Consider the following 22,369-nt stretch of genomic DNA (forward strand, 5'->3'; position numbering starts at 1 on the left):
TGTTAAGATAAACCCTCAAAATTCTTCTTTCTTCAAAAAAACGGCCCGTTCCTTCTCTTTAAATTAACAAATGCAAAGCGGACTAAAAGCTGGGACAGGTTACGCTGTTCAGCGTGGTGTTACGGCTGTTCAGGAAGTTCTTGAACACCATGCTCACCTCGAAGCCGCCCATGGCCTGGCTGGCCGTGCGCAGTTTTGAAATGTTAACATCGTAGCTCACCCCGATCTCGTAAGCGCCCATGTCCAGCCGCACTACCGGCACCACGGCGTCGTTCCAGCGGAGGAACATGCCGGCGTAAAAGCCCCTGTCCGATTCCAGGCCCTGGTCCATCAGGCCGTACCCGATAAGGCCGCCGCCGATAAACTCCGAGTAAGCGCCCTGGTGGATCTGGTTGTAATGCGCCACTATTTTTACGCGTTCCGAAACGGGGACGGTTATCCCCATGTTGAAGCTGAGTTTCGCATCCAGCTCCACTGTTTTGTCGTCGTAAAACGAAACTTTGGGATTGTTGAAATGATAATAAGCCGCACCGATGTAATAAAAAGTGCCTTCGCCGAGGTCGCCGTTATAGCTCATGCCCACGCCCATGTCCCAATACCCGTACCCGATCTTCGCCAGCCTGCCTTCTTCGCCGGTGGGGGCGAAAGGGTCGAAACGGCCCGCGGTATACTGGTTGTTGAAAGTGAGGTGCTGCGGGTCGAACTGGCGCTGCACGTAGCCGCCGGTAAAACCGAGGGAGAGAAAGCTGCTCCTGTCTTCGCTCAGCGACTTATGATAGTTGATGGCCGGCAGTATCTGTACGGAACGCAGATTGGAGGTGCCCGCTTTGTCGTAGGTAAGCTGCAGCCCCGCGGTTACGTGGTCGTTGTAATTGCCTACCGGGAATTTCATTTCGCCGCTCACCGTGCCCGTCTGGTAAGGAACGGTCACGCTGTTCCACTGGTTGCGGTACACGCCCTGCACCCGCACGTCTCCCTTGAAGATCCCGATCAGCGCCGGGTTGCGCAGGATGGGCGTTTCCGCGAACTGTGACAAATGTATATCCTGCGCCTGCGCGCCCATGGCCCCTGCTGCGAGGAGAGCGCTTAACCACAGTTTTTTCATGCTTTGCAGCGTTTTCATGTTTATCGTAATAAGGTTACATTTCCTTTTAATTCAAACCTTTCCCCTGAATCGCACAACCCGTCGAACAGCCAGATGAACACGTCTGAAGGCAGCGGCCTGCCGTTGAACGTGCCGTTCCAGCCATGGCTCATATCGTCTATGTTGAAATTCTCTCTTCTGAATACTTCCTGCCCCGTGCGGCTGTAAATGCGCAGCGAATGGATCGTGCGGATGCCTTTGCCGCGCGGGTAAAAGATGTCGTTCATGCCGTCTCCGTTGGGCGAAAAGCCGTTCGGGAAAAACACCACGCCCTGGTCGCAAAGCAGCTTCACGTTCATCACGTCCGTTTTTTTGCAGCCCTGGCTGTTCGTCACCTCGTAAGCATAGTCCGTCGCAATGCGCGGCGTGGCCACGGTTTGCGGGCAGGTTGCGCAGTCGATGTTCGTGTTGGGTTTCCATTCCCCGCTTACCACATCGGCGCTGAAGGAGGCCGTCAGGTACACGATGCTGCCCACGGTCACCACCTGGTCTGGCCCGGCGTTCACAGTGGGCGCGGGTTTCACGGTTACGGTCACCTGCGCGGCGGCCGAAGGGCAGGCCGCGTCATGACCGGCGGATACGGAATAAGTGGTGGTGGCCTGCGGGGTTACCACGGGCATGGCCGTGTTGGCGCCGTCGATGGTGTTGGGCGTCCAGCTGTAGAAGGTGGCGCCCGCCGCGCGCAGCTGTGCGCTGGCGCCTTCGCAGATGGCCGTGTCCGGGCTCATCACGAGGTTTACGGTTGGCACTACTTTGATCTGCACCGTGTCTTCGGTGGTGCAGCCGAAATTATTGGTGGCGATGGCTTTGTATGCCGTGTCTTTCAAAGGCGTGGCTACCGGGCTGCTGCAATGGGTACAGCTGAGCTGGTAAGCGGGCTGCCATTGCACCGTGCCGTTGCTTACGCCCGTGAGCGTTACGCCGGAGCCTTCGCATATTTTGGATTGCGAGGCCACCGCATTGATGAAAGGCGTCGGGTTCACGGTGATCTGCCGGGAGATGGAATCCGTGCAGTTCCTTGCGTCGGTCACTACCAGCTTCACGTTGTAATTGCCGCTGGCGTTGTAGGTGGTGGCGGGCGTTTGTTGGGTAGACCGCGATCCGTTGCCCAATTCCCACCGCCAGCTGGTAAGCGGGATATTGGGCGAGGGCTGCGATTGCTGGCTGAAGGTGACCGGCTGCCCTTCGCAGGCGCTGGCGGCCAGCGCAAAGTCCGCCTGTGGCGCGATCACCTGCAGGTGATCCGTTTTTATGATGGTATCGTTGCAATACGCGGGGTCTTTGTAGCGGATGATAAGCATGTCCGAAAAATTCCCCGTTATCTCTACTTTCTTCAGGATGTCTACCTCGGTGGTCACCAGCGTGGTGCCGTCCCCGAAGCGCCAGTCGTAGCTGTCCACCAATGTATGCGGCACGTGCACCACGCCGTAAGGCACGTTGCTGCTGCGGCAGATAGTGCCCACGCCGGTATGGAAGTCTGCCGAAAATACCTGTATGGTCTGGTAAATGGAGCTGATGCAGTTCTGCGCGGTGTTCCTCACGGTGAGCCGTACGTTGTAGGTGCCGGGCTGACTGAAAGTGTGGATGGGATGCGCGCTGTTGTCGACCGGTGAATTATCGTCGAAATACCATTCGTAGGTATCGGTGGGCGAGCCGGCGGAAGTGTTGGTGAAATTAAAGGTGTTCCGCATATCGCAGCGGCGCTGGAAGTTGAAACTGGCCACAGGCCCGGTGCTGCTGACGCTCACCGGTTGCGCCTGGGTATAACACCCGTTGGAGCCGGCGCTGAGCTGGATCGTAACGTTGCCGGACGTACGGAATGTGTGGTTCACGTCGTTCTCCGGGCCTTCGTGCGCCGTGCCGTCCCCGAAATCCCAGCGGTACTGGTTGGCGTTGGCGGCCGTAGCCAGCAGGCGGGCGCTGGTACCGGCGCAATTGTCTGGCCGGGTTACGGTGAAACTCACGTTCTGCGGCGCTACGCCGGCTTTCACCAGCTGCGGGAAATTTTTCTGCACGGTGCATCCCTGTTGGGTGGTAACAGACAGGCTCACGTTATAGGCCCCGGCCGTGTTGTATACATGCGAAACATCGGCGGTGGCGGAGTTTACGCTCTGCCCGTCGCCGAAGATCCAGGCGTATTGTGTTACGGGATCGTTGTTGCTGGAAGTGACGGTTACATCCATATTGGCGGTGAAAGGCACGCAGCCTTCCAGTTGCGGCGTATTCAGCGCGATCTCCGGTGTGGCGATCATGATGAAGCCGCTTTTCGTAAGGGTGGAAGAACAGCCGGTGGCATTCACGACGGTAAGCTTCACATCGAACGTGTCCACCCGCGTATATTGGTGCTGCACCACGGCGTCGGTGGTGGTCACCGGAGCGGAGCCGTCCCCGAAATCCCAGGTGCGGTGATGCCCGCCGGGCGTATTGTCTGTAAAGGTGGCGGTGTAAGGGCCGCAGCCTTTCTGTTTATCCACGGAAAATGCCGCAACCGGCATGGGGTATATCTCGAAATCGCGTGTGGCCGTGGCCGTTGCCAGCTGGTAATACGCCGTCAGTTTTACGGACACCGGGCCCGCCACAGTAAAAGTGATCACCGGGTTTGCCTCGGTAGACGTGCGCCCGTCCCCGAATTCCCACAAATAATTCAGCGGGCTGCCCGTGCTGGTATTTTGAAAAGTAACTTTCACCGGCGCACATTGACTTTGGGGTTCTGCAGTATAAGAAAATCCCGCCTGCTGGGCATGCAGCAGCACAGGACCGGCCAACAGGCTGAAAATGAGAGCATACAGGTTTTTCTTCTTAGGTAACTTCATTTTTCACGGATATGGGATACTATAGGTTATGGATTACACAAATCTATAATATTATTTCAATATAACCATCAGTTATCGCAACAGGGTTATATTTCCCTTTAAAAGCATCGGTTCATTCCCGTTGCAGGTCACCTCCACGTAGTAGATGTACACGTCCGGGTTCAGCAGGGCGCCCCCGAAGCGGCCGTCCCACCCGCAGGCCGGGTCGTCGCTCTGGCACCGGTTCCTTTCGAACACCAGCTGGCCCCAGCGGTTGTAGATCCTGAACGATTTGATCGAGTTGATGCCCCTGCCGCGCACGTAGAAAATGTCATTCATGCCGTCCCCGTTCGGGCTGAAAGAGTTGGGAATGAATGCGCTGGCGCCGTCGCAGATCAGCCGGATGGGCAGCAGTGTCACGGAAGTGCAGCCAAAACGGTTGGTGGCCGTGATGTTGTAGGTGATGTTCGCCTGGGGCGTTACTTCCGGGTTCGGACAGGTATAACAGTCCAGCCATTTGGCTGGGTACCAGCTCCAGCTGGTGATATCGTCGCTGCCGGTTACGTTCAGCACCATAGCGGTGCCGGCAGACATCACCCTGTCGCCGCCAATGTTCACCACGGGCGAGGGATGCACGGTAACCGTCACGTTCGCCGTGTCTGTAAAACAGGCGTCGCTGCCGTACCCGATCACCTGGTAGTTGGTGGATTGCTCCGGTTTGGCTACCGGGTTGGGGATGTCGTCGCGGTTGAGGCCGGTTTCAGGTACCCAGCGGTAACGCACGGCGCCGGTGGCGTTGAGCTGTGTTTGTTTGCCTTCGCAAAGCATCGCGTCGGCCGAGCGCACTTCAAACGGATGGCTCACGGTCACGCGCATGGAATCGCGGCGCGTACAGCCGAAACTATTCAGCGCCAGTACTTTGTACATCGTGTCGCGCACGGGGCTTACAACAGGGCTGGGAGATGCAGGGTCGGAGATGTTGTATTCCGTCCAGCTGTATTGGGCGGGCGAGCCGTTGGTCTGCAATTGCAGGCCCTCGCCTTCGCACACTACCGCTTCCCTGGGCGTTACGTTCAGCACAGGCAGTGGGTTCACGGTTAGGTTGATCTCCGATACGTCCGGACAGGTGCCTTCGCTGTTGCGGATCACGAGTTTTACGTTGGTAGCGCCCGGCTGGTCGAAGGTGAGCCTCGGGCCTACGGGGCCCGTCATGGCTTCCACGTCGTTCACCAGCCAGCTCCAGCTGGTGCCGGGCAGGTTCCTGTCTTCCGTGCCGCTGAAAAGAACGGTGGCGCCTTCGCACACCGGGTCTACCGGGCGGATGTTCGCCTGGGGAAGCGGCGCCACCCGCACGGGCATCGTTTTCGTGTCCGTGCAGCCATAACGGCTCGTGGCGGTAAGCGTAGCGGTGTAATCGCCGACGCCGGAATACAGGAAATTCGGGTTTTCATCACCGCTTACATCGTCCGTTCGCCCGGTTATGCCAAAATCCCAGGCATAGGTGAGCGGGTCGCCGTGATTGTCTTTAGACAATGCGGTGGTGGTATTGTTGAACCGGATCACCGCTTCGTCGCAGGCCTGGCTGTCGTCCAGCGCGAAAGACACTATCACCTCGTCTACGATGATGCTGTCTCTCGGCCCCTGCGCTGGCACTTTGCAGCCCTGGGCGTCTTCCAGCACCACGCGCGGGTAATACACGCCCGCTTTTTCGTATTTGTAGGTGAAGGTATTGGTGGTGGTGGTCTGAACGTTACCGTTGTCCAGGTCCCAGATGTATTTCACGGAATTAGGCGAAGTGGCCGAAAGCGTGATGTCGTGCGGGGCGCAGCCGGTGAGCGGTGAAATCGTGCGCGTGCCGATCGGCCCGTCTATCTTGATCTCCGCCGTTTCGGACGCAGGGCAGTTTCCTTCTGAAAATACTTCCAGCCGGATGGTATACGTGCCGGGCAGGTTGTAAATGTGGGAAGGCGCTTCCAGGTCGGACCTGCTGCCGTCGCCAAAGTCCCAAACGGAACGCACAAAATCGCTGCTTTCATTCGTAAGCTGCACCAGCGCGGGCGGGCAAACATTCAGTGTAGACGGCACCGTGAATTTAGCTTTCGGATCGGGCACGGTGATATATTCGTCTTTTTGAATGGAAGAAGAACAGCCTTCATTGTCGGCGATGTCCAGCTTCACGGTGTATTTGCCGGGCGCGGTGTATGTTTTCACGGGATGCACGTCCGTACTGCCGGTTCCGTCACCAAAATCCCAGGTGTAGTTGAGATTTGCGCCGGAAGATGCGTTGCTGAACTGCAGGCCCATGTTCTGGCAGGCGATCTGCGTAGCGGTGTTGAACTGCGCGTTCACGGCGATAACGGTAACGGGTTGGGTCACTACCGTTTCGCAACCGGCCGCGTCGCGGATGGTAAGCGTTACGTCGTAAGTACCGCGGGTGTTAAAAATATGCTCGTAATGCTGCGGCTTCGTGGTGGTTTGTTCTTCCGGCGTGCCGTCCCCGAAATTCCAGGTCCAGGAAGTGATGCCGTAGCCGTGCAGCGGGGTGGAAGCGTCGTTGAAAAGCCGGTCTTCGTTCACGCAGCGCAGGCCGGTAACGTTGAAGTTCGCCAGGGAACCGTTCACTTGTATGGGCAGTGTGTTGGACTGGGTTACACATCCGTTCCTGTCGCGGATCTGCAGCATTACGTTGTAGGTACCGGGATTGCGGTAGGTTTTGGAAATGTCGTTGCCGCCGTTGGGAGCATAGGTGCCGTCGCCCCAAACCCAGTACCAGTCGTCGATCAGGTTCGCATCAAGTTCGTTGCGCGAGATCACGACAGATTCGCCCGCGCAGATCTCCGCTTTGTCGCTGCTGATCACCGGTTTTTCGTCGATCACGTCCAGCGTTTGCCGGTAAACGGATTCGCAATTGCCGTCGGATACGGTCAGGGTAACGGTGTAGCGGCCCGTTTGCGCGTAAACGTGCACGGGCGACTGGTCGGTGGAAGTAAACCCGTCCCCGAAATCCCATTCCCAGGAACGCGGCGAACCCACAATGGGCCCGAAATCCGACTGGTCTGTAAACTGTACGCGGTACCGGTCCGCACAGTCCTGGCGGATGGCGAACTGTGCTATGGGCGGCAATATCCTGATGAAATCGACCTTGGTGAGGCTTCTGCGGCAGCCGTAGTTGCTTACTTCGAGCGTTACGTCGTGCAGGCCGATGCGGCGGAATATATGCCCGGGATTTTCACCGCTTTCCGTGCGGTTGTCGTCTTCCGGGAACAGCCAGAGCCATTCGGTGCCGGGCGGGGTGGAAAGATTGGTGAACTGTACGGGTATATCGGCGCAGGGCGCTTTTGGCGTCGCGTCGAACTCCACTACGGGGATGCGGCCCGCTCTCACGGAGCCCCGCAGCGTAATGCGGCAGCCGCCGCTGATATCGAGCGTAACGCTCACGTTAAAGATGCCTTCGGTGGTGTAAGTATGCGATGGCGTGGGCAGCGCGGAGGTGGCGCCGTCCCCGAAATCCCAGTTGTAACCCGTGATGGTGCCGGCCGTGTTAAGCGCGGCGTTGAAGGTGGTGGTGTGGGGAAGACAGCCTTCCGGCAGATCGATGTACAGCTGCCCCTGCGGCTCATCCACGCGGATGTACTGCGGCAATTGCACTTCGTCTGTACAACCTTGCGTGCTGGTAACCACCAGGCGCACGTTGTAGCTGCCGAAGTTCCGGTAGTTATGCGCGGGCGCGTCTCCCGTGCCGGTTTCCCCGTCCCCGAAATTCCAGGCGTAAGTGGATGCGCCGGTGGACTGCGAAGTGAACTGCGTCGTAAAGGGGACTGCGCAACCCGTTTGCGGGCTGGCCGTAAAGCTGGCCTGCGGCCTGGGATGTACGGTAATGGTTTTGGTGATGGTCTCCTCGCAGCCCGCGGGGCCGGAGGTGAGCGTAATATCGTAAGTGCCGGGCGTGGCGAAAAAGAAAGTGGGATTGGTAGCGTAAGACGTGCGCCCGTCTGGCAACGTCCAAAAGCTGTAAGTGGCCGCCGGCGTAGTGGTGTTGCGCAACGTAACGTTCGTTTCCGAGCAGGCGTTGCCATCTACAGCGAAGTCCGGCTTCGTTTTTTCGATGGCGACAAACGCGGGTTTGGTCACTACGCGCTCGCAGCCCAGCGTGCTCCTGGCGGTGAGCACCACGTTGTACCGGCCTTCGGCGGTGTAAGTGTGCGCGGGGAACTGGTCGCTGGAAGTGCCGCCGTCGCCGAAGGTCCAGGCGAAAGTAGCCGCCCCGGAGCCGGTGGCGCGGAAGTTGACGGTGTGCGGCGTTACGCAGCTGCCCGGCGCATCTGCGGTGAAGTCTACATTCGGCGTTTCGTCTGTCCTGATAAGGTTGGGCCTGGTCAGGCTTTTTTTACAGCCGAAGCTGTTTTCGACAATGGTCGTTACCGAAAAGCTGCCGCCTACGGTATAGGTATGCGAAGCGGTGGTTCCTTGCGCGGTATTGCCGTCTCCGAAGTCCCACACGATGCTGCGGATGGTGCCGGAACCCGGCGTACTGTTGTCTGTAAACGATACGGCAAGCGGCGTACAGCCGGAAGTGATGGACGGGGTGAACGCGGGGGCGGGCACGTCGTGCACGGTGATGGTGGTGGTGAACGTTCGCGGGCCGGCGGGATATGTAACGGTTAAGGTGACGTTGTAAGTGCCCGGATCGGTGAAAACCTTGCCCGCATCGGGGGTGGTGGCATGTGCGCCAAGACCGAAATCCCAGTCGTAGGCGGTGGCGCCGGCATCGGATTGATTGGTAAATGAAACGGTAAGGGGCGCGCATCCGGCTGTAACGTCCGCCGTAAAGCGGGCTGTTTGAGCGTAGGCAGGCAAAACAGCCGTCAGCATAACCAGCAGCATGCCTGTAAGCAGCATCACCCGGCGGCCGGGACGGAAAAGGTGGTTCATAGGTGGTTCCTGATGGTAGATGTATGGTCGCGGCTGAAAAGCCCCTAACAAAAGCTAAAAGTAATATTTAAAAAACAATTATCTGTCTGTATTAACATTATGTTTTCAATGTGTTAACTGATTTATTATTTATTTGCCGGTGAGAGAAGTGTAACAAATACATGAAGTCTTCATAAAGCAATCAGTACAAACAGTATATGGACATGGAAGCATTGGATAAAGCGTATTGGAACGCCCGCTACGAAAGCGGCGAAACGGAGTGGGACATGGGCGTTGTATCTCCTCCGTTGAGAGCGTATATGGATCAGTTACCGAATAAAAATCTGCGCATATTGATCCCCGGCGGGGGCAACAGTTACGAAGCCCGTTATTTGTGGGATTCGGGCTTCCGCGATATCACCGTTCTTGATATTTCTTCCGTGGTGATCGAGCGGTTGAAACGCGAGCACCAGGACACGGGCATCAAATTCGAACTGGGCGATTTTTTTGAGCACGAAGCGGAATACGACCTGATCATCGAACAAACTTTTCTTTGCGCGCTGGACCCAACTTTGCGGCAGGCCTACGCGCGGCATATGTACGACTTGCTCTGGGAAGAAGGCCGCCTGGTGGGCGTTTTGTTTAACCGCGAATTTGAAGAGCCGGGCCCTCCTTTCGGCGGCGGCATCAAGATCTACCGCAGGATGTTCGAGCCATACTTTAGTTTTAAAACCTTCGCTCCCTGCTACAATTCACACCCCGCCCGCCAGGGCAAAGAGGTGTTCATCAACTTCAGGAAGCTGGACGCGCTCGCAAGAAGGCGCAACTAATACCCGCGCCATTTGCTTACCTTTACGGGTATTATTATTCTCCGTTAAAAGACAAAAAAGATGAAAAGAATGATAAGCATTGCCTGCATGCTGCTGGCTGCGATAGCCGTATGGGCGCAGGAAGTGAAACCCAACGATTTTGAAAAAGGCATTCAGCAGCCCGGTGTGCAGGTGCTGGATGTACGCACCGCCAAAGAATTTAAAACAGGCCATCTGCCCGACGCGCTGCAGGCCGATTTCACAAAAAAAGACGAGTTCTTTCAACGCCTGCGGTTCGTAGACAAAAACAAGCCCGTATACGTTTATTGCCTCAGTGGCGGCCGCAGCGCCGCAGCCGCGAAATGGATGCGCGCGAACGGTTACAAAGAAGTAGTGGAGCTCACCGGCGGCACCATGGCCTGGAAGCAGGCGGGTAAAACTTTGACAGGCGCGGTTACCGCACCGCAAATGACCGCCGCGCAATTCGACAAGCAGGTAGCGGAAGCCACCTGGGTGCTGGTAGACGTTGGTGCGGAATGGTGCCCGCCCTGCCGTAAAATGGAACCGGTGGTAAAACAGTTCGTGAAAGAAAAAAAGCTGAAACGCGTGAATGTGGACGGTGGAAATGATACCGATGTGATGAAAGCGATCAATACCGCAACGCTGCCCACTTTTGTGTTGTACAAAAACGGGAAGGAAGTGTGGCGGAAAGAAGGAACGGCAAGCCTCGAAGAGTTTCGCGCAGCGATGAAATAATTGAACAGGAAGGGCGCCCGGGTATGAGCGCCCTTTATTTCAACACCCTATCGCCGGGTAAAACACGACATATTTCGTAACGGAAGTGCCATCTTTTTTCTTCCCTGTAATCCGCAGATAGATCGCGTAGGTAGTAATGAAAGAAGCATTTTCGTTGATGCTTTTATTGTTTTTCACCAGCTCCAGCGCGGATTCCCCGCCGAAGTTTCCCACCGCCGCCTTCCATTCTTCCATCGTCACTTCAGGGAAACGTTCGTTTTCTTCCTTTGAAATTTCATTGCATTGATAACTCCAGAGAAATTCGCCCTCCCCGCCAAAAACTTTCTGCCAGCCGGAACGGTAATATTTCCACTGGTGGAACACATTGGTTTCGCCCTGGTACGAGATCCCCGCCACCGTTTGATGCGATTGCTCCACCGTAATGTTGGTAACACTGTCGCTGCGTATCCGCAAAGCGGCGCCAGACAAGGTTTCAGTCAGTTCGGAAGGGTGGATGAATATCGTGTCCGGGTTGGTGTTGTCCACGTGGGGATCGGTAAGGTAGCAGGTGAATACCAGCGCTTCGTCCGGGTAATGGATGTTTATGCCGCCTGTTTCGCGGCTGGAGACGGGAGTTTCTTCATCCGGTTCTGCAACGGCGGAATCTGCGGAAACGTTCTCGACGGAAAGCGTGTCTTTTTCATGGGTGGCCGGCTGGGCAGACTGGCAAGCGGCCAGGAATACCGGCAGGCATAGGTACAGAAAGGTTTTCATAGGGATCGGTTTAAATTTTCAGCATCCTATCGCCGGATAGAACGTTTCATGCTACAATTTATAAATCCCGCCGAACTTTTCGGTAGCATATTCGAGGAAATAACGGAAGTCCAGCTTTTCGCCCGTCACTTTTTCGCATAACTCGTTGGAAGTCCAGAACCTGCCGTGGCGGTGAATTTTTTCGCGCAGCCAGTGAAGCAGTTTGTCGTATACCCCGGAAGCGATGTCGTTTTCCACGCCGGGCACCTGTGTTTTTGCGGCGGCGAACAGTTGCGCCGCGTAAAAGCTGCCGAGGGAATACGTCGGGAAATACCCGAAGCTGCCGTGGCTCCAGTGAATGTCCTGCAGGATGCCGTTCAGGTCGTCCGTTACTTTCACCTGTAAAAAGTCTTCGTAATATTTGTTCCATACATCACGCAGCTCGCCGGTTTTCAGGTTGCCCGCGATCAGTTCCTTTTCGATCTCGTAACGGATCATTACATGGAAATGATAAGTGAGCTCGTCTGCTTCCGTTCTGATCAGCGAAGGCTGCACCATGTTGATGGCGCGGTAAAAATCCTGGATGGGCACGGCCAGCAGGTTGCTCCTGAAAATGGCCTGCAGCTTGCCGTAATGATGCTGCCAGAAAATAAGGCTGCGGCCCACGTTGTTTTCCCAGAGGCGGGATTGCGATTCGTGGATGCCGAGGCTCGCCGCTTCGCCGCAGGGCAGGCCGTATTCTTCGATAGGCAGGCCCTGTTCGTAAAGCGCATGACCGCCTTCATGGATGCAGCTCCAGGTCATGTTGCCCAGGTCCTGTTCGTCGATGCGGGTGGTCACGCGCACGTCCTGGGGATTAAAGCTGGTGGTGAAGGGGTGTTCGGACACGTCCTGCCGGCCGGCCTGGAAATCGTATCCCATGTCTTTCAGCAGGCCCAGCCCGAATTCCCATTGCTGGTCTTTAGGATAGTGGCGGGAAAGGAATTTGCGCTCCGGCAGGTCTTGCAGGGCGATCTTTTGCAGCAGCGGCAGCAGCGATCCGCGCACGTCGCGGAAGATGGCGTCGAGCATGGCTACGTCTGCGCCTTTTTCGTATTCGTTGAGCAATGCGTCGTAAGGGTGGCCGGTATACCCGAGAATGGAGGTTTCCTGCTGTTTGAGGGCGACCATCTTTTCGAGCGCCGGTTCAAACACCGCGTAGTTCTTTTCCTTGCGCGCGCGGATCCAGGCGTGGTAAGCGGTGTTGGTGGCGTTAGACAGATCGGCGACAAAGGGGGCCGGGTATTTTTTGTTCTTTTCATAATCCTCCAGCGAAAGCGTCACATTCCTTTGCTGGATGGCGGTGAGGTCGTTGCGCTGCTGCAGTTCCTGCAGCAGGCTGCCCAGGTCGTCCCGGGTAAACAGTTCATGCGCCAGGCTGCTGAGGGTGGTGAGCTGCTGGCCCCTGAAAGCCGCGCCTTTTTCGGGAAGATAGGTCTCCTGGTCCCAGCCCAGCACCGCCGCGGCGTTCCGCACATCCGCAATCTGCTGCATCTTTGTTTTGTACTGTTCGTAAAGCTCCGCTGAAGTTTTTTGCACTGTCATGAAAAGGATTTTATTTTACAAATCTATCAACCTGCCTGCATAGCAACAAAATGCGGCGCGGAATGTTGATAACAATCAAGATATGACCATCCGGGAAATTATACAAGTCATTGAAGGGTTCGCGCCTTTAAGTTACCAGGAGCATTACGACAATGCCGGGCTGCTTTTCGGCAGGCCGGAGTGGGAGGTGAAAGGCGCGCTGCTCACGCTGGACGCCACCGAGGCCGTGCTCGACGAAGCGCTGGAAAAGGGCTGCAACCTCGTAATCGCCCATCACCCCATCGTTTTCGGCGGGCTGAAAAAGATCACCGGCCGCAATTATGTGGAAAGGGTGGCCATTAAAGCGATCAAAAACGATATTGCCGTGTACGCGGCGCATACCAACCTGGACAATGTGCGGGCCGGCGTAAGCGCCATGATGGCGGAAAGGCTGGGCCTTACGCATACCCGCGTGCTGGACCCCAAACGGGAGCTGCTGTGCAAACTCTACACCTTTGTGCCGGCGGCCGATGCGGAGATCGTGCGGAATGCGCTGTTTGCGGCGGGAGCGGGGCACATCGGCAAATACAGCGAGTGCAGCTTTTACCATGAAGGCACCGGCACGTTTAAAGGCTCCGCCGAAACGGACCCTTACGTGGGCAAACCCGGGGAAAGGCATGCCGAGGGCGAGATAAAGGTGGAAGTGATATTCCCCGCCTGGATGGAAGGGCAGGTGGTGCAGGCCATGCTGAAACATCATCCCTACGAGGAAGTGGCTTACGACATCGTAAAGCTGGAGAATGGCTACGCCGAGGTAGGCTCCGGCCTGGTGGGCCAGCTGCCCGAAGCGATGGATGAAATGGACTTCCTGCGGTGGGTAAAGGAGCGTTTCCAAACGGGCTGCGTGAGGTATACGCCGCTCCGGGGCAAAAAAGTGCACAAAGTGGCGGTATGCGGCGGGGCGGGGAGCTTTTTGCTGAAACAGGCGAAAGCGGCCGGGGCGGACGCTTTCGTGAGCGCCGACTTTAAGTATCATGAATTTTTTGATGCTGAAAATCAATTAATTATAGCGGATGTCGGACATTTTGAGAGTGAACAGTTCGCAGTAGACTTATTTTATCATATATTGACCGAAAATTTCCGTAACTTCGCGCCTCTAAAATCTATCATCAACACAAACCCGGTAAATTATTTATAATACATGGCTACTGTTAAAGAATACAACGTTGAGGAAAAGCTGGTTTCTGTACTGCGGTTACAGAAGTACGATTCCAAGTTGGACGAAATCCAGATCCTGAAGGGTGAGTTGCCGATCGAAGTGCGGGACCTTGAAGATGAGATTGAGGGATTGAACCACCGCCAGGCCCACATTGAAGATGAGCTGAAAGGTATCCAGGATTTTGTGGCCGCCAAAAAAGCCGCTATCAAGGAAGCTGAAGCCCTGGCTAAAAAATACGAAAAACAGCAGGATAATGTAAAAAACAGCCGCGAGTTCGAAGCGATCTCCAAAGAGATCGAAATGCAGAACCTCGAGATCAAACTGGCTGAAAAACACATTAAAGACGCAAGCGAAGAAATAAAGGAAAAATCCCGCTTACTGGAAGTGGCTAAAAAAGCCGTTGCAGACAAGGAACTGAACCTGAAGCACAAAAAAGGCGAGCTCGAAAAGATCATTGCCGAGACCGAAAAAGAAGAAAAGGCATTCGAAAAACAATCCCTGGAAGCACGCGAAAAAGTAGACGCACGCCTGCTGGCCGCGTACGAGAAGATCCGCAAAAACTACCGCAATGGCCTGGCCGTTGTTACCGTGATGCGCGATTCCTGCGGCGGTTGTTTCAACGCCATTCCCCCGCAAAGGCAGGCTGAGATCCGCCAGCGCAAAAAGATCATCGTTTGCGAACACTGCGGCCGCATCCTGGTAGACAACGACCTGGAAGCCACCGTTACTATCTAAACGTAACAGAACAAAGATATAAAGGAACTCCGCGCACGTCCATTGCGCGGAGTTCCTTATTTTTGTCCCTATGCGTTTCATTTTCATCATAGCCGTGTTTTGCAGTATATCCGTGAGCGTGAGTGCGCGGCAAAAGAAGTACGAGTTCAATGCCCGCTGCCAGCAAGCTTACGACGCCATCATGCAGCTGCGGCTCAACACCGGCAAAAATCTCCTCGAAGAAGAGAAACGCGCCAACCCGGACAATCTCATTCCTTATTTCATCGAGAACTACGCGGATTTTTTTATCCTCTTTTTTAATGAAGACCCCGGCGTATACGCCCGCCAGCGAAAACTGCGCACCGCCCGGCTCGAACTGATGGCCCAGGGGCCGGAAGATTCGCCATATTACCTTTATACACAGGCCGCCATCAAATTCCAGTGGGCCATGATCAGGGTGAAGTTCGGCGAGAAGTGGGACGCGGTGTGGGAAATACGGAAAGCATACCTCACGCTGAAAGACAACCAGCGCAAATTCCCCGGCTTCATGCCCAACAACATGCTGGCCGGTTCTATGCAAACCGTGTTCGGCACCGTTCCCGAAGGTTACAAATGGATCACTAACATCCTCGGTCTGCGCGGCAGCATCAAAGAAGGAATGGCTTCGCTGCAGAAAGTGATAGACAGCAACGATCCCAGCGCGCTGCTGTTCAAGGAAGAATCTTATTATTACTACTGTTATCTCAAACTTTTTATCGAGAACAAACCCGGGCAGCTCTGGTCTTTCATTCAGCAGAAACAGCTGGATACGAAGAACAATTATCTTTTTGCGCTGATGGTGGCCAACCTGAGCTTGAACAACCAAAAGGCCAGCCAGGGCATCAAAGTGCTGGAAGAGCGCACGCAAAGCCCCGAATACGCCGAGATCTGGTACAAGGAATATGTGCTGGGCCTGCTCAAGCTCGAAAGGGGCGATGCGGACGCCATTGCGCACCTGGAGCGGTTCGTGAACAACTTCAAAGGGAAATTCTACGTAAAAGAAGCGCTGCAGCGGCTTAGCTGGGCGTATTACATGAAAGGCGACATGGCGGCGGCCAACCGGTACCGCGCCCTTATTTCGCAGCGCGGCAATACCGAAACGGATGCGGACAAACAGGCGCAGAAAGAAGCGAAAAGCGGCAAATGGCCGGACCCGCTGCTGCTGAAAGCCCGCCTGCTCAGCGACGGCGGTTTTTACGAACAGGCGCGCGAGCTGCTGCTCACCAAACGGGCGAACGACTTCCCGACGGTGGAGCTGAAGCTGGAATACGCCTACCGCCTGGCGCGCATTTACGACGAAATGGGGATGGACAGCAGCGCCATCAAACTCTACGATGCCACGATCAAGATCGGCAGCAACCGGCCGGAATATTTCGCGGCGCGCGCGGCGCTGCAATTAGGGTATATTTATGAAAAAATAGGAGACAAGGCCAAAGCGCGCCAGAGCTTCCAGACCTGTCTTGATATGGAAGGCCACGATTACAAAAATTCGCTGGACCAGCGCGCTAAATCCGGCATGCTCCGCCTGGAAGGGAAATAATTGGCAATTAATTAAGAACTTAGACCTGGAAAATCTTATATGCTATACCGCTTAGTTATTCAGAATTATGCGATCATCGACAGCCTGGAGGTGGATTTCTCCAGGAACCTGAATGTGATCACCGGTGAAACAGGCGCCGGTAAATCCATCCTGCTGGGCGCGCTCAGCCTCATCCTGGGGGAGCGGGCAGACCCCGCGGTGCTGTTCGACAAAACCCGCAAATGCGTGATCGAGGGGATGTTTAAAGTGAAACCGCAGCAGGTGCAGGCTTTTTTTGAAACACATGAGCTGGATATGGAAGAAACGCTCATCATCCGCCGCGAGATAAGCTCCGCCGGCAAAAGCCGCGCTTTTGTGAACGATACGCCCGTAAATCTTTCGCAGCTGAACGAACTGAGCAGCCTGCTGGTAGACCTGCACCAGCAGTTCGATACGCTGGAGCTCGAAAAATCCGGTTTCCAGCGCGAAGTGGTGGACGCGCTCGCCGGCCACCAGGAACAGTTGCAGGCATACTCCCGTCAGTACGGCCAGTACGCGCGCGTGCAGAAAGAACTCAAAGACCTGCAGCAGCAACGTGAGAACGCCAATAAAGAATCCGATTACAATAAATTCCTGCTGGACGAACTGCTCGAGATCGACCTGCGGGAAAATGAAATAGAAACGCTGGAAGCGGAACAGCAGGTGCTGAGCCACGCGGAAGAGATCAAAGGCACGCTCAGCCGCGTGTATTTCCAGCTGAAGGAAGATGAAACGCCCGTGCTGCAGCAATTGCGGCAGCTGCAATCGCAGCTGCAAACGCTGGCCGCTTTTCATAAAGACGTGCCCGCGCTGGCCGAGCGCCTGCAAAGCTCCTACGTGGAACTGCAGGACGTTGCCGCCGAAGTGGAACGCATCAACGATCATGTGCAGTACGACGGCGAGCGGATGGAACAGCTCAACGAAAGGCTGGCGGCGGCTTACAGGCTGCTGAAAAAACACAATGCGCAAAACACCGCGGAGCTTTTGCAGATCAGGGATAACCTCCAGCAATCGCTCGACGGCGTGCTGAACCTGGACGACCGTATTCTCGCGCTGGAAAAACAAAGCGCAGATATCCTGGCCGGGCTGGAAAAAACAGCCGGAGAGCTGTCTGCCCGGCGCAAAGCGCAAACCGCGCCGTTCGAGGAAAAAGTGAACACGTTGCTGGCGCAGGTAGGCATGCCCAATGCCCGCATCAGGGTGGATATCCAGGAATGCCCGCTGCATGTTTTCGGGAAAGACAGCATCGAATTTCTTTTCGACGCCAACAAAAGCAATAACTTCGGGCCGATCCGCAAAGTGGCGTCCGGCGGGGAACTGAGCCGGCTGATGTTGTGCATAAAGAGCCTGGTGGCGCGTTCCGTGGCATTGCCCACATTGATATTCGACGAGATAGATACGGGAATTTCAGGGGAAGCCGCCAAACAGGTGGGCATTATCATGAAAGAGCTGGCGCGCGGGCACCAGGTGATCTGCATCACGCACCAGCCGCAGCTGGCGGGCAAGGCAGACGCGCATTATTTCGTGTACAAACATATGGAGAACGACAAAGTGCGCACGCATGTGCGGCTGCTGACGCAGGACGAGCGGATAACAGCCATTGCGAAAATGCTCGGCGGCGAAAAGCCCACTGCCGCCGCATTGGAGAACGCGCGGGAGATGGTTACGCAATAACATTTCAATTTTCGACTTTAACTACTAAATTTGCCCAAATTTTAATCAATGGCCCACAACTTATTACAAGGGAAGAAAGGTATCATCTTTGGCGCGCTGGACGAAAATTCCATAGCCTGGAAAACCGCGGTGCGCTGCGTGGAAGAAGGCGCCCAGATCGTGCTGACCAATGCGCCTATCGCACTGCGCATGGGTGAGATCAACAAGCTGGCTGAAACCTGCAAAGCCCCGGTAATACCGGCTGATGCCACCAGCATGGACGACCTGAGCAATCTCTTCACCAAATCCATGGAGCACTTCGGCGGAAAGATCGATTTTGTGCTGCATTCCATTGGTATGAGCGTGAACGTAAGAAAAGGCAAACCCTATACCGACCTCGATTACGACTTTTTCCATAAAGGGCTCGACATCTCCGCCATGTCTCTCCACCGCGTGCTGCAAACCGCCTACAAGCTGGACGCCCTCAACGAATGGGGCTCCGTAGTGGCGCTCACGTACATCGCCGCACAGCGCGTATTCCCCGATTACAGCGATATGGCCGATGCCAAATCCATGCTGGAATCCATTTCCCGCAGCTTCGGCTACCACTACGGCGTGAAAAAGAAAGTGCGCATCAACACCATTTCACAGTCTCCCACCAGGACCACCGCGGGCAGCGGCGTAAAAGGCTTTGGCGACTTCATCAGCTACGCCGAAAAAATGAGCCCGCTGGGCAACGCTTCCGCAGACCAATGCGCGGATTACACCGTAACGCTGTTCTCCGACTACACCCGTATGGTTACCATGCAGAACCTGTTCCACGACGGCGGTTTCTCCTTCACCGGCGTATCGCAGTCCGTGATCGAATCCATGGGCGAATAAAGTTCAGGAAAGGCTCAGGCCAGAAAAATAAAAACCGTCCCGGTAGTGTTTACCAGGACGGTTTAATTTTTTTCAGCATAGGCAAAACGCTGAGGACGGAAATAAATGCGGGGCGTAGCGGGGCGGGACTAATATTCGTCTTCGTTGAAGAAGAAGTCGTCTTGCGACGGATAATCAGACCAGATATCCTCTATGCCTTCATAAATTTCACCCTCATCCTCCAGTTCCTGCAGGTTTTCGATAACTTCGATGGGTGCACCGGAACGGATGGCGTAATCTATGAGTTCGTCTTTTGTGGCTGGCCATGGAGCATCCTCCAGGTATGAGGCCAATTCTAAGGTCCAGTACATCGTATATAAATTTTTACTTTTCCAAATTTTCGCAAAAGTATTATTTAATTTGAAATAAACAACTATTACTATTTTAACGGCTAATTTACTTCGTTTCGGCTATGTTAACTGCTCGCAATGTTACCAAAAATTATTCCAACCTTCAGGTACTGAAAGGAGTGGACATTTCTGTCAGTAAAGGAGAGATCGTTACCATCGTTGGTTCGTCCGGCGCTGGCAAAAGCACGCTGCTGCACATCCTGGGAACGCTGGACAGTCCTACCGGCGGGGAGATCACCATCAACGGCATACCTACCGGCGGTTTGCAGGGCAAGCGTCTGGCGGATTTCCGGAACCGCCATATCGGCTTCATTTTCCAGTTCCACCACTTGCTGCCGGAATTCAACGCGCTCGAAAACGTGAGCATTCCGGGTTTCATTGCCGGCGCAAAGAAAGCTGCGGTAAAAGAGCGGGCGGAATACCTGCTGGAAACGCTGGGGCTGAAAGACCGGATGGACCACCGGCCCAGGGAGCTTTCCGGGGGCGAGCAGCAACGCGTGGCCGTAGCCAGGGCGCTGATCAACAGCCCCGCGGTGATCATGGCAGACGAGCCTACGGGCAACCTCGATTCCCGCAACGCCAGGGAGCTGCACCAGCTTTTCCTGCAATTGCGCGACCAGTTCCGCCAAACCTTCATCATCGTAACCCATAATGAAGAGCTGGCCACGCTCAGCGACCGCCAGCTCGTGATGAAAGACGGGAAAATAGTCAGTTGAAAGCGCCGGCAGGCTTATTTGCCGAGGCAAACTGCCAAACTGTCTTTCCAATAGGGAATCTCCAGCCCGAAAACCGATTTGATCTTTTCCTTGTTTAAGACGCTGTAAGCCGGTCTTTGCGCCGGTGTGGGGTATTGGTCTGAAGTAATGGGATTGACCGCGCATTTGGACCCCGTAAGCTCCTTTATGGCCATGGCAAAATCGTACCAGCTGGCCACGCCTTCGTTGCTGTAGTGGTAAATGCCGCCTTCGGCCAGGGAAGGATGTCCCAGGATCGTGAGAATGGCATGCGCCAGGTCGGGCGCGTAAGTAGGGGTACCGGTCTGGTCGAACACCACGTTCAGGCTTTCCCTTTCCTTCATCAGCTCCTGCATGCGCAGCACAAAGTTGACGCCGGTGCGGGAATACAGCCAGGACGTGCGTACGATAATGGCGTTGGGATGGTAACCCAGCACAGCGGCTTCCCCGCGCAGTTTGGACGCCCCGTATACGCTCTGGGCGGACGTTTCGTCTTTTTCGGTATAAGGCCGGTTGCCCCGGCCGTCGAAAACATAATCCGTGGAAACCTGTACGAACGCGCTGTTGTGCTGCGCGGCGGCTTCGGCGAGGATCAGCGGCGCCTGGAAGTTCAATAGGAAGGCGGCTTCTTCATCCTGTTCCGCTTTGTCAACAGCCGTATAACCAGCACAGTTGATCACGGCGTCTATCTGCCGGCTTTCAAAGAACGCGTTCACCGCCGCGGCATCGGTAATGTCCAATTCGTCCCTGCCCGTATAGATCAGTTCGAAACCGGGATACTGCGAGGCCGCGGATCGCAGCGCCTGACCCAGTTGGCCGTTGGCGCCTGTTACCAGGATATGTTTCATATTCGTTTATTGCTGAAAAATAAAATTATGTTGAACGTCCGCGAAAAGTGGCAATACCTTGTCTTTTTCAGACACTACGGCCTTCCCGGCCGGGATGCCCCAGTCGATGGCCAAAGCCGGGTCGTTGTAAAGAATGCCGCCTTCGCTGGCTTTATTGTAAAAATTGTCGCATTTGTACATTACTTCCGCGGTAGGGCTCAGCACGGAATACCCGTGCGCGAAACCCTGCGGCACCAGCAATTGTAACTTGTTCTCGGCGGACAATTCGATGGAATGTACCATTCCGTAAGCAGGTGAGCCGGTACGGAGATCTACCACCACATCGAGAATGCGTCCTTCCAGCACACGGATCAATTTAGTTTGCGCATAAGGCGCCAGTTGAAAATGCAGGCCGCGCAGCACGCCATAGGAGGAACGGGCCTGGTTGTCCTGCACGAACCGGATATCGATACCCTCGTCGTGAAAAGTATTGGCGTTGTAGCTTTCAAAAAAATATCCTCTTTCGTCTCCATGCACTTTGGGCTCGTAAACGAGAAGATCGGGTATTCCGGTTGCTTTAAAGGGCATTATCGTTGCTGGTATTGTTCTTTGTAATATTGTTGATAAGCGCCGCTGGTTACGTGCTGTAGCCATTCTTCGTTGTCCAGATACCAATTTACGGTTTTTTCCAGCCCTTCTTCGAACTGAAGGCTGGGCGCCCAGCCCAGTTCTTTGTTGAGCTTGGTGGCGTCGATGGCGTAACGGAGGTCGTGCCCCGCCCTGTCTTTTACAAAGGTGATGAGTTTTTCGGAAGAACCTTCCTCACGTCCCAGTTTGCGGTCCATCACTTTGCACAGCAGGCGGATGAGGTCGATATTTTTCCATTCGTTGAACCCGCCAATATTGTAGGTTTCTCCAAGACGGCCGTTGTGAAAAATGGTATCGATGGCCCGGGCATGGTCTTCCACGAACAGCCAGTCGCGCACGTTTTCGCCTTTGCCGTACACGGGCACGGGCTTGTTGTTTTTGATGTTGTGGATCGCCAGCGGGATCAGCTTCTCGGGGAAGTGATGAGAGCCGTAGTTGTTGGAGCAGTTGCTCAGCACCACGGGCAGGTGATAGGTGTGGTAATACGCTTTCACGAAATGGTCTGAACTGGCTTTGGAAGCGGAGTAGGGGGAACGCGGATCGTACGCGGTCTCTTCCGTAAAAAATCCTTCCTCGCCGAGAGAGCCGTACACTTCGTCGGTAGACACATGATAGAAACGTTTGTTCTCCATATCGTCTTTCCAGTATTGGCGCGCGGCATTGAGCAGCACGGCGGTGCCCAGCACGTTGGTTTTAATGAATGCGAGCGGGTCGAGAATGGAGCGATCTACATGGCTTTCGGCAGCGAGATGGATCACGCCGTCGAAGCGGTATTTTTCGAAAAGGGCGTTCACGGCGTTTTCGTCGGTGATGTCTGCCTTCTCGAAAATGTAGTTGGAACGGCCTTTTACGTCGGCGAGATTTTCGAGATTGCCGGCGTAAGTGAGCGCATCTCCATTCACAATGGTGTAATCGGCGTATTTGTTAACAAATAACCTTACCACATGGGAGCCGATAAAACCGGCTCCCCCTGTGATCAGTAATGTTTTTTTCATGAGA

Annotated in this window: 17 protein-coding genes; 8 read left to right on the forward strand and 9 right to left on the reverse strand. The window is 55.1% G+C overall.

Annotated features, from left to right (window positions below; all coding sequences use genetic code 11):
* Positions 1-82: 82 nt before the first annotated feature.
* From J7I43_RS00720 to J7I43_RS00730, 3 genes are all read right to left on the reverse strand, one after another.
* On the reverse strand, positions 83-1,123 hold the full coding sequence (locus tag J7I43_RS00720; protein WP_209142230.1) for a PorP/SprF family type IX secretion system membrane protein: 1,041 nt from the start codon (positions 1,121-1,123) through the stop codon (positions 83-85).
* A gap of 2 nt (positions 1,124-1,125) precedes the next feature.
* Positions 1,126-3,957: a PKD domain-containing protein gene (locus J7I43_RS00725; protein ID WP_209142232.1), complete on the reverse strand. Its 2,832-nt coding sequence runs from the start codon at positions 3,955-3,957 to the stop codon at positions 1,126-1,128.
* Positions 3,958-4,029: 72 nt separating this feature from the next.
* Positions 4,030-8,868, reverse strand: coding sequence for a PKD domain-containing protein (locus tag J7I43_RS00730; RefSeq protein WP_209142234.1), 4,839 nt, complete (start codon positions 8,866-8,868; stop codon positions 4,030-4,032).
* Between the two features lie 203 nt (positions 8,869-9,071).
* On the opposite strand from J7I43_RS00730, the gene J7I43_RS00735 reads away from it, so the two are divergent.
* Both J7I43_RS00735 and J7I43_RS00740 read left to right on the forward strand, forming a co-directional pair.
* Entirely contained in the window at positions 9,072-9,677 is a 606-nt protein-coding gene (locus J7I43_RS00735; RefSeq protein WP_209142236.1) for a methyltransferase domain-containing protein, read from the forward strand.
* A 60-nt stretch (positions 9,678-9,737) separates the two neighbouring features.
* On the forward strand, positions 9,738-10,412 hold the full coding sequence (locus tag J7I43_RS00740; RefSeq protein ID WP_209142238.1) for a rhodanese-like domain-containing protein: 675 nt from the start codon (positions 9,738-9,740) through the stop codon (positions 10,410-10,412).
* A 39-nt stretch (positions 10,413-10,451) separates the two neighbouring features.
* On the opposite strand, the gene J7I43_RS00745 is transcribed toward J7I43_RS00740, so the two are convergent.
* The gene (locus tag J7I43_RS00745; RefSeq protein WP_209142240.1) at positions 10,452-11,165 is read right to left on the reverse strand and encodes a hypothetical protein; all 714 of its coding nucleotides are present in this window, start codon (positions 11,163-11,165) and stop codon (positions 10,452-10,454) included.
* A gap of 51 nt (positions 11,166-11,216) precedes the next feature.
* Positions 11,217-12,728, reverse strand: coding sequence for a carboxypeptidase M32 (locus J7I43_RS00750; RefSeq protein WP_209142242.1), 1,512 nt, complete (start codon positions 12,726-12,728; stop codon positions 11,217-11,219).
* Positions 12,729-12,810: 82 nt separating this feature from the next.
* Here J7I43_RS00750 and J7I43_RS00755 point away from each other — a divergent pair, with 82 nt between their 5' ends.
* The 5 genes from J7I43_RS00755 to J7I43_RS00775 all read left to right on the forward strand — a co-directional run bounded on the left by J7I43_RS00755 (position 12,811) and on the right by J7I43_RS00775 (position 18,772).
* On the forward strand, positions 12,811-13,905 hold the full coding sequence (locus J7I43_RS00755; protein ID WP_209142244.1) for a Nif3-like dinuclear metal center hexameric protein: 1,095 nt from the start codon (positions 12,811-12,813) through the stop codon (positions 13,903-13,905).
* Positions 13,906-13,908: 3 nt separating this feature from the next.
* Positions 13,909-14,661, forward strand: a complete 753-nt coding sequence (locus tag J7I43_RS00760) for a zinc ribbon domain-containing protein (RefSeq protein WP_209142246.1) — start codon at positions 13,909-13,911, stop codon at positions 14,659-14,661.
* A gap of 70 nt (positions 14,662-14,731) precedes the next feature.
* Positions 14,732-16,219 carry a tetratricopeptide repeat protein gene (locus J7I43_RS00765; protein WP_209142248.1) on the forward strand — a complete coding sequence of 496 codons (1,488 nt, stop codon included), beginning with the start codon at positions 14,732-14,734 and terminating at the stop codon, positions 16,217-16,219.
* 39 nt (positions 16,220-16,258) lie between these two features.
* Positions 16,259-17,911, forward strand: a complete 1,653-nt coding sequence (gene recN, locus J7I43_RS00770; RefSeq protein ID WP_209142250.1) for a DNA repair protein RecN — start codon at positions 16,259-16,261, stop codon at positions 17,909-17,911.
* A gap of 48 nt (positions 17,912-17,959) precedes the next feature.
* Positions 17,960-18,772, forward strand: a complete 813-nt coding sequence (locus J7I43_RS00775; RefSeq protein WP_209142252.1) for an enoyl-ACP reductase FabI — start codon at positions 17,960-17,962, stop codon at positions 18,770-18,772.
* 128 nt (positions 18,773-18,900) lie between these two features.
* Here J7I43_RS00775 and J7I43_RS00780 read toward each other — a convergent pair whose 3' ends face one another.
* The gene (locus J7I43_RS00780; RefSeq protein ID WP_012794455.1) at positions 18,901-19,122 is read right to left on the reverse strand and encodes a DUF2795 domain-containing protein; all 222 of its coding nucleotides are present in this window, start codon (positions 19,120-19,122) and stop codon (positions 18,901-18,903) included.
* Between the two features lie 101 nt (positions 19,123-19,223).
* On the opposite strand from J7I43_RS00780, the gene J7I43_RS00785 reads away from it, so the two are divergent.
* Positions 19,224-19,877, forward strand: a complete 654-nt coding sequence (locus tag J7I43_RS00785) for an ABC transporter ATP-binding protein (RefSeq protein ID WP_209142254.1) — start codon at positions 19,224-19,226, stop codon at positions 19,875-19,877.
* 14 nt (positions 19,878-19,891) lie between these two features.
* Here J7I43_RS00785 and rfbD read toward each other — a convergent pair whose 3' ends face one another.
* The 3 genes from rfbD to rfbB are packed head-to-tail and all read right to left on the reverse strand — an operon-like array spanning position 19,892 to position 22,365.
* A complete protein-coding gene (gene rfbD / locus J7I43_RS00790; protein ID WP_209142256.1) occupies positions 19,892-20,743 on the reverse strand; it encodes a dTDP-4-dehydrorhamnose reductase in 852 nt (283 codons plus the stop codon).
* A 6-nt stretch (positions 20,744-20,749) separates the two neighbouring features.
* The gene (gene rfbC / locus J7I43_RS00795) at positions 20,750-21,310 is read right to left on the reverse strand and encodes a dTDP-4-dehydrorhamnose 3,5-epimerase (protein ID WP_209142258.1); all 561 of its coding nucleotides are present in this window, start codon (positions 21,308-21,310) and stop codon (positions 20,750-20,752) included.
* Positions 21,310-22,365, reverse strand: coding sequence for a dTDP-glucose 4,6-dehydratase (gene rfbB, locus J7I43_RS00800; RefSeq protein ID WP_209142260.1), 1,056 nt, complete (start codon positions 22,363-22,365; stop codon positions 21,310-21,312). Before rfbB ends, rfbC begins: the two co-directional genes overlap by 1 nt.
* Positions 22,366-22,369 lie beyond the last annotated feature (4 nt).

The organism is Chitinophaga chungangae, from assembly GCF_017742215.1.
In the GTDB taxonomy this organism is placed as follows: Bacteria; Bacteroidota; Bacteroidia; order Chitinophagales; family Chitinophagaceae; genus Chitinophaga; species Chitinophaga chungangae.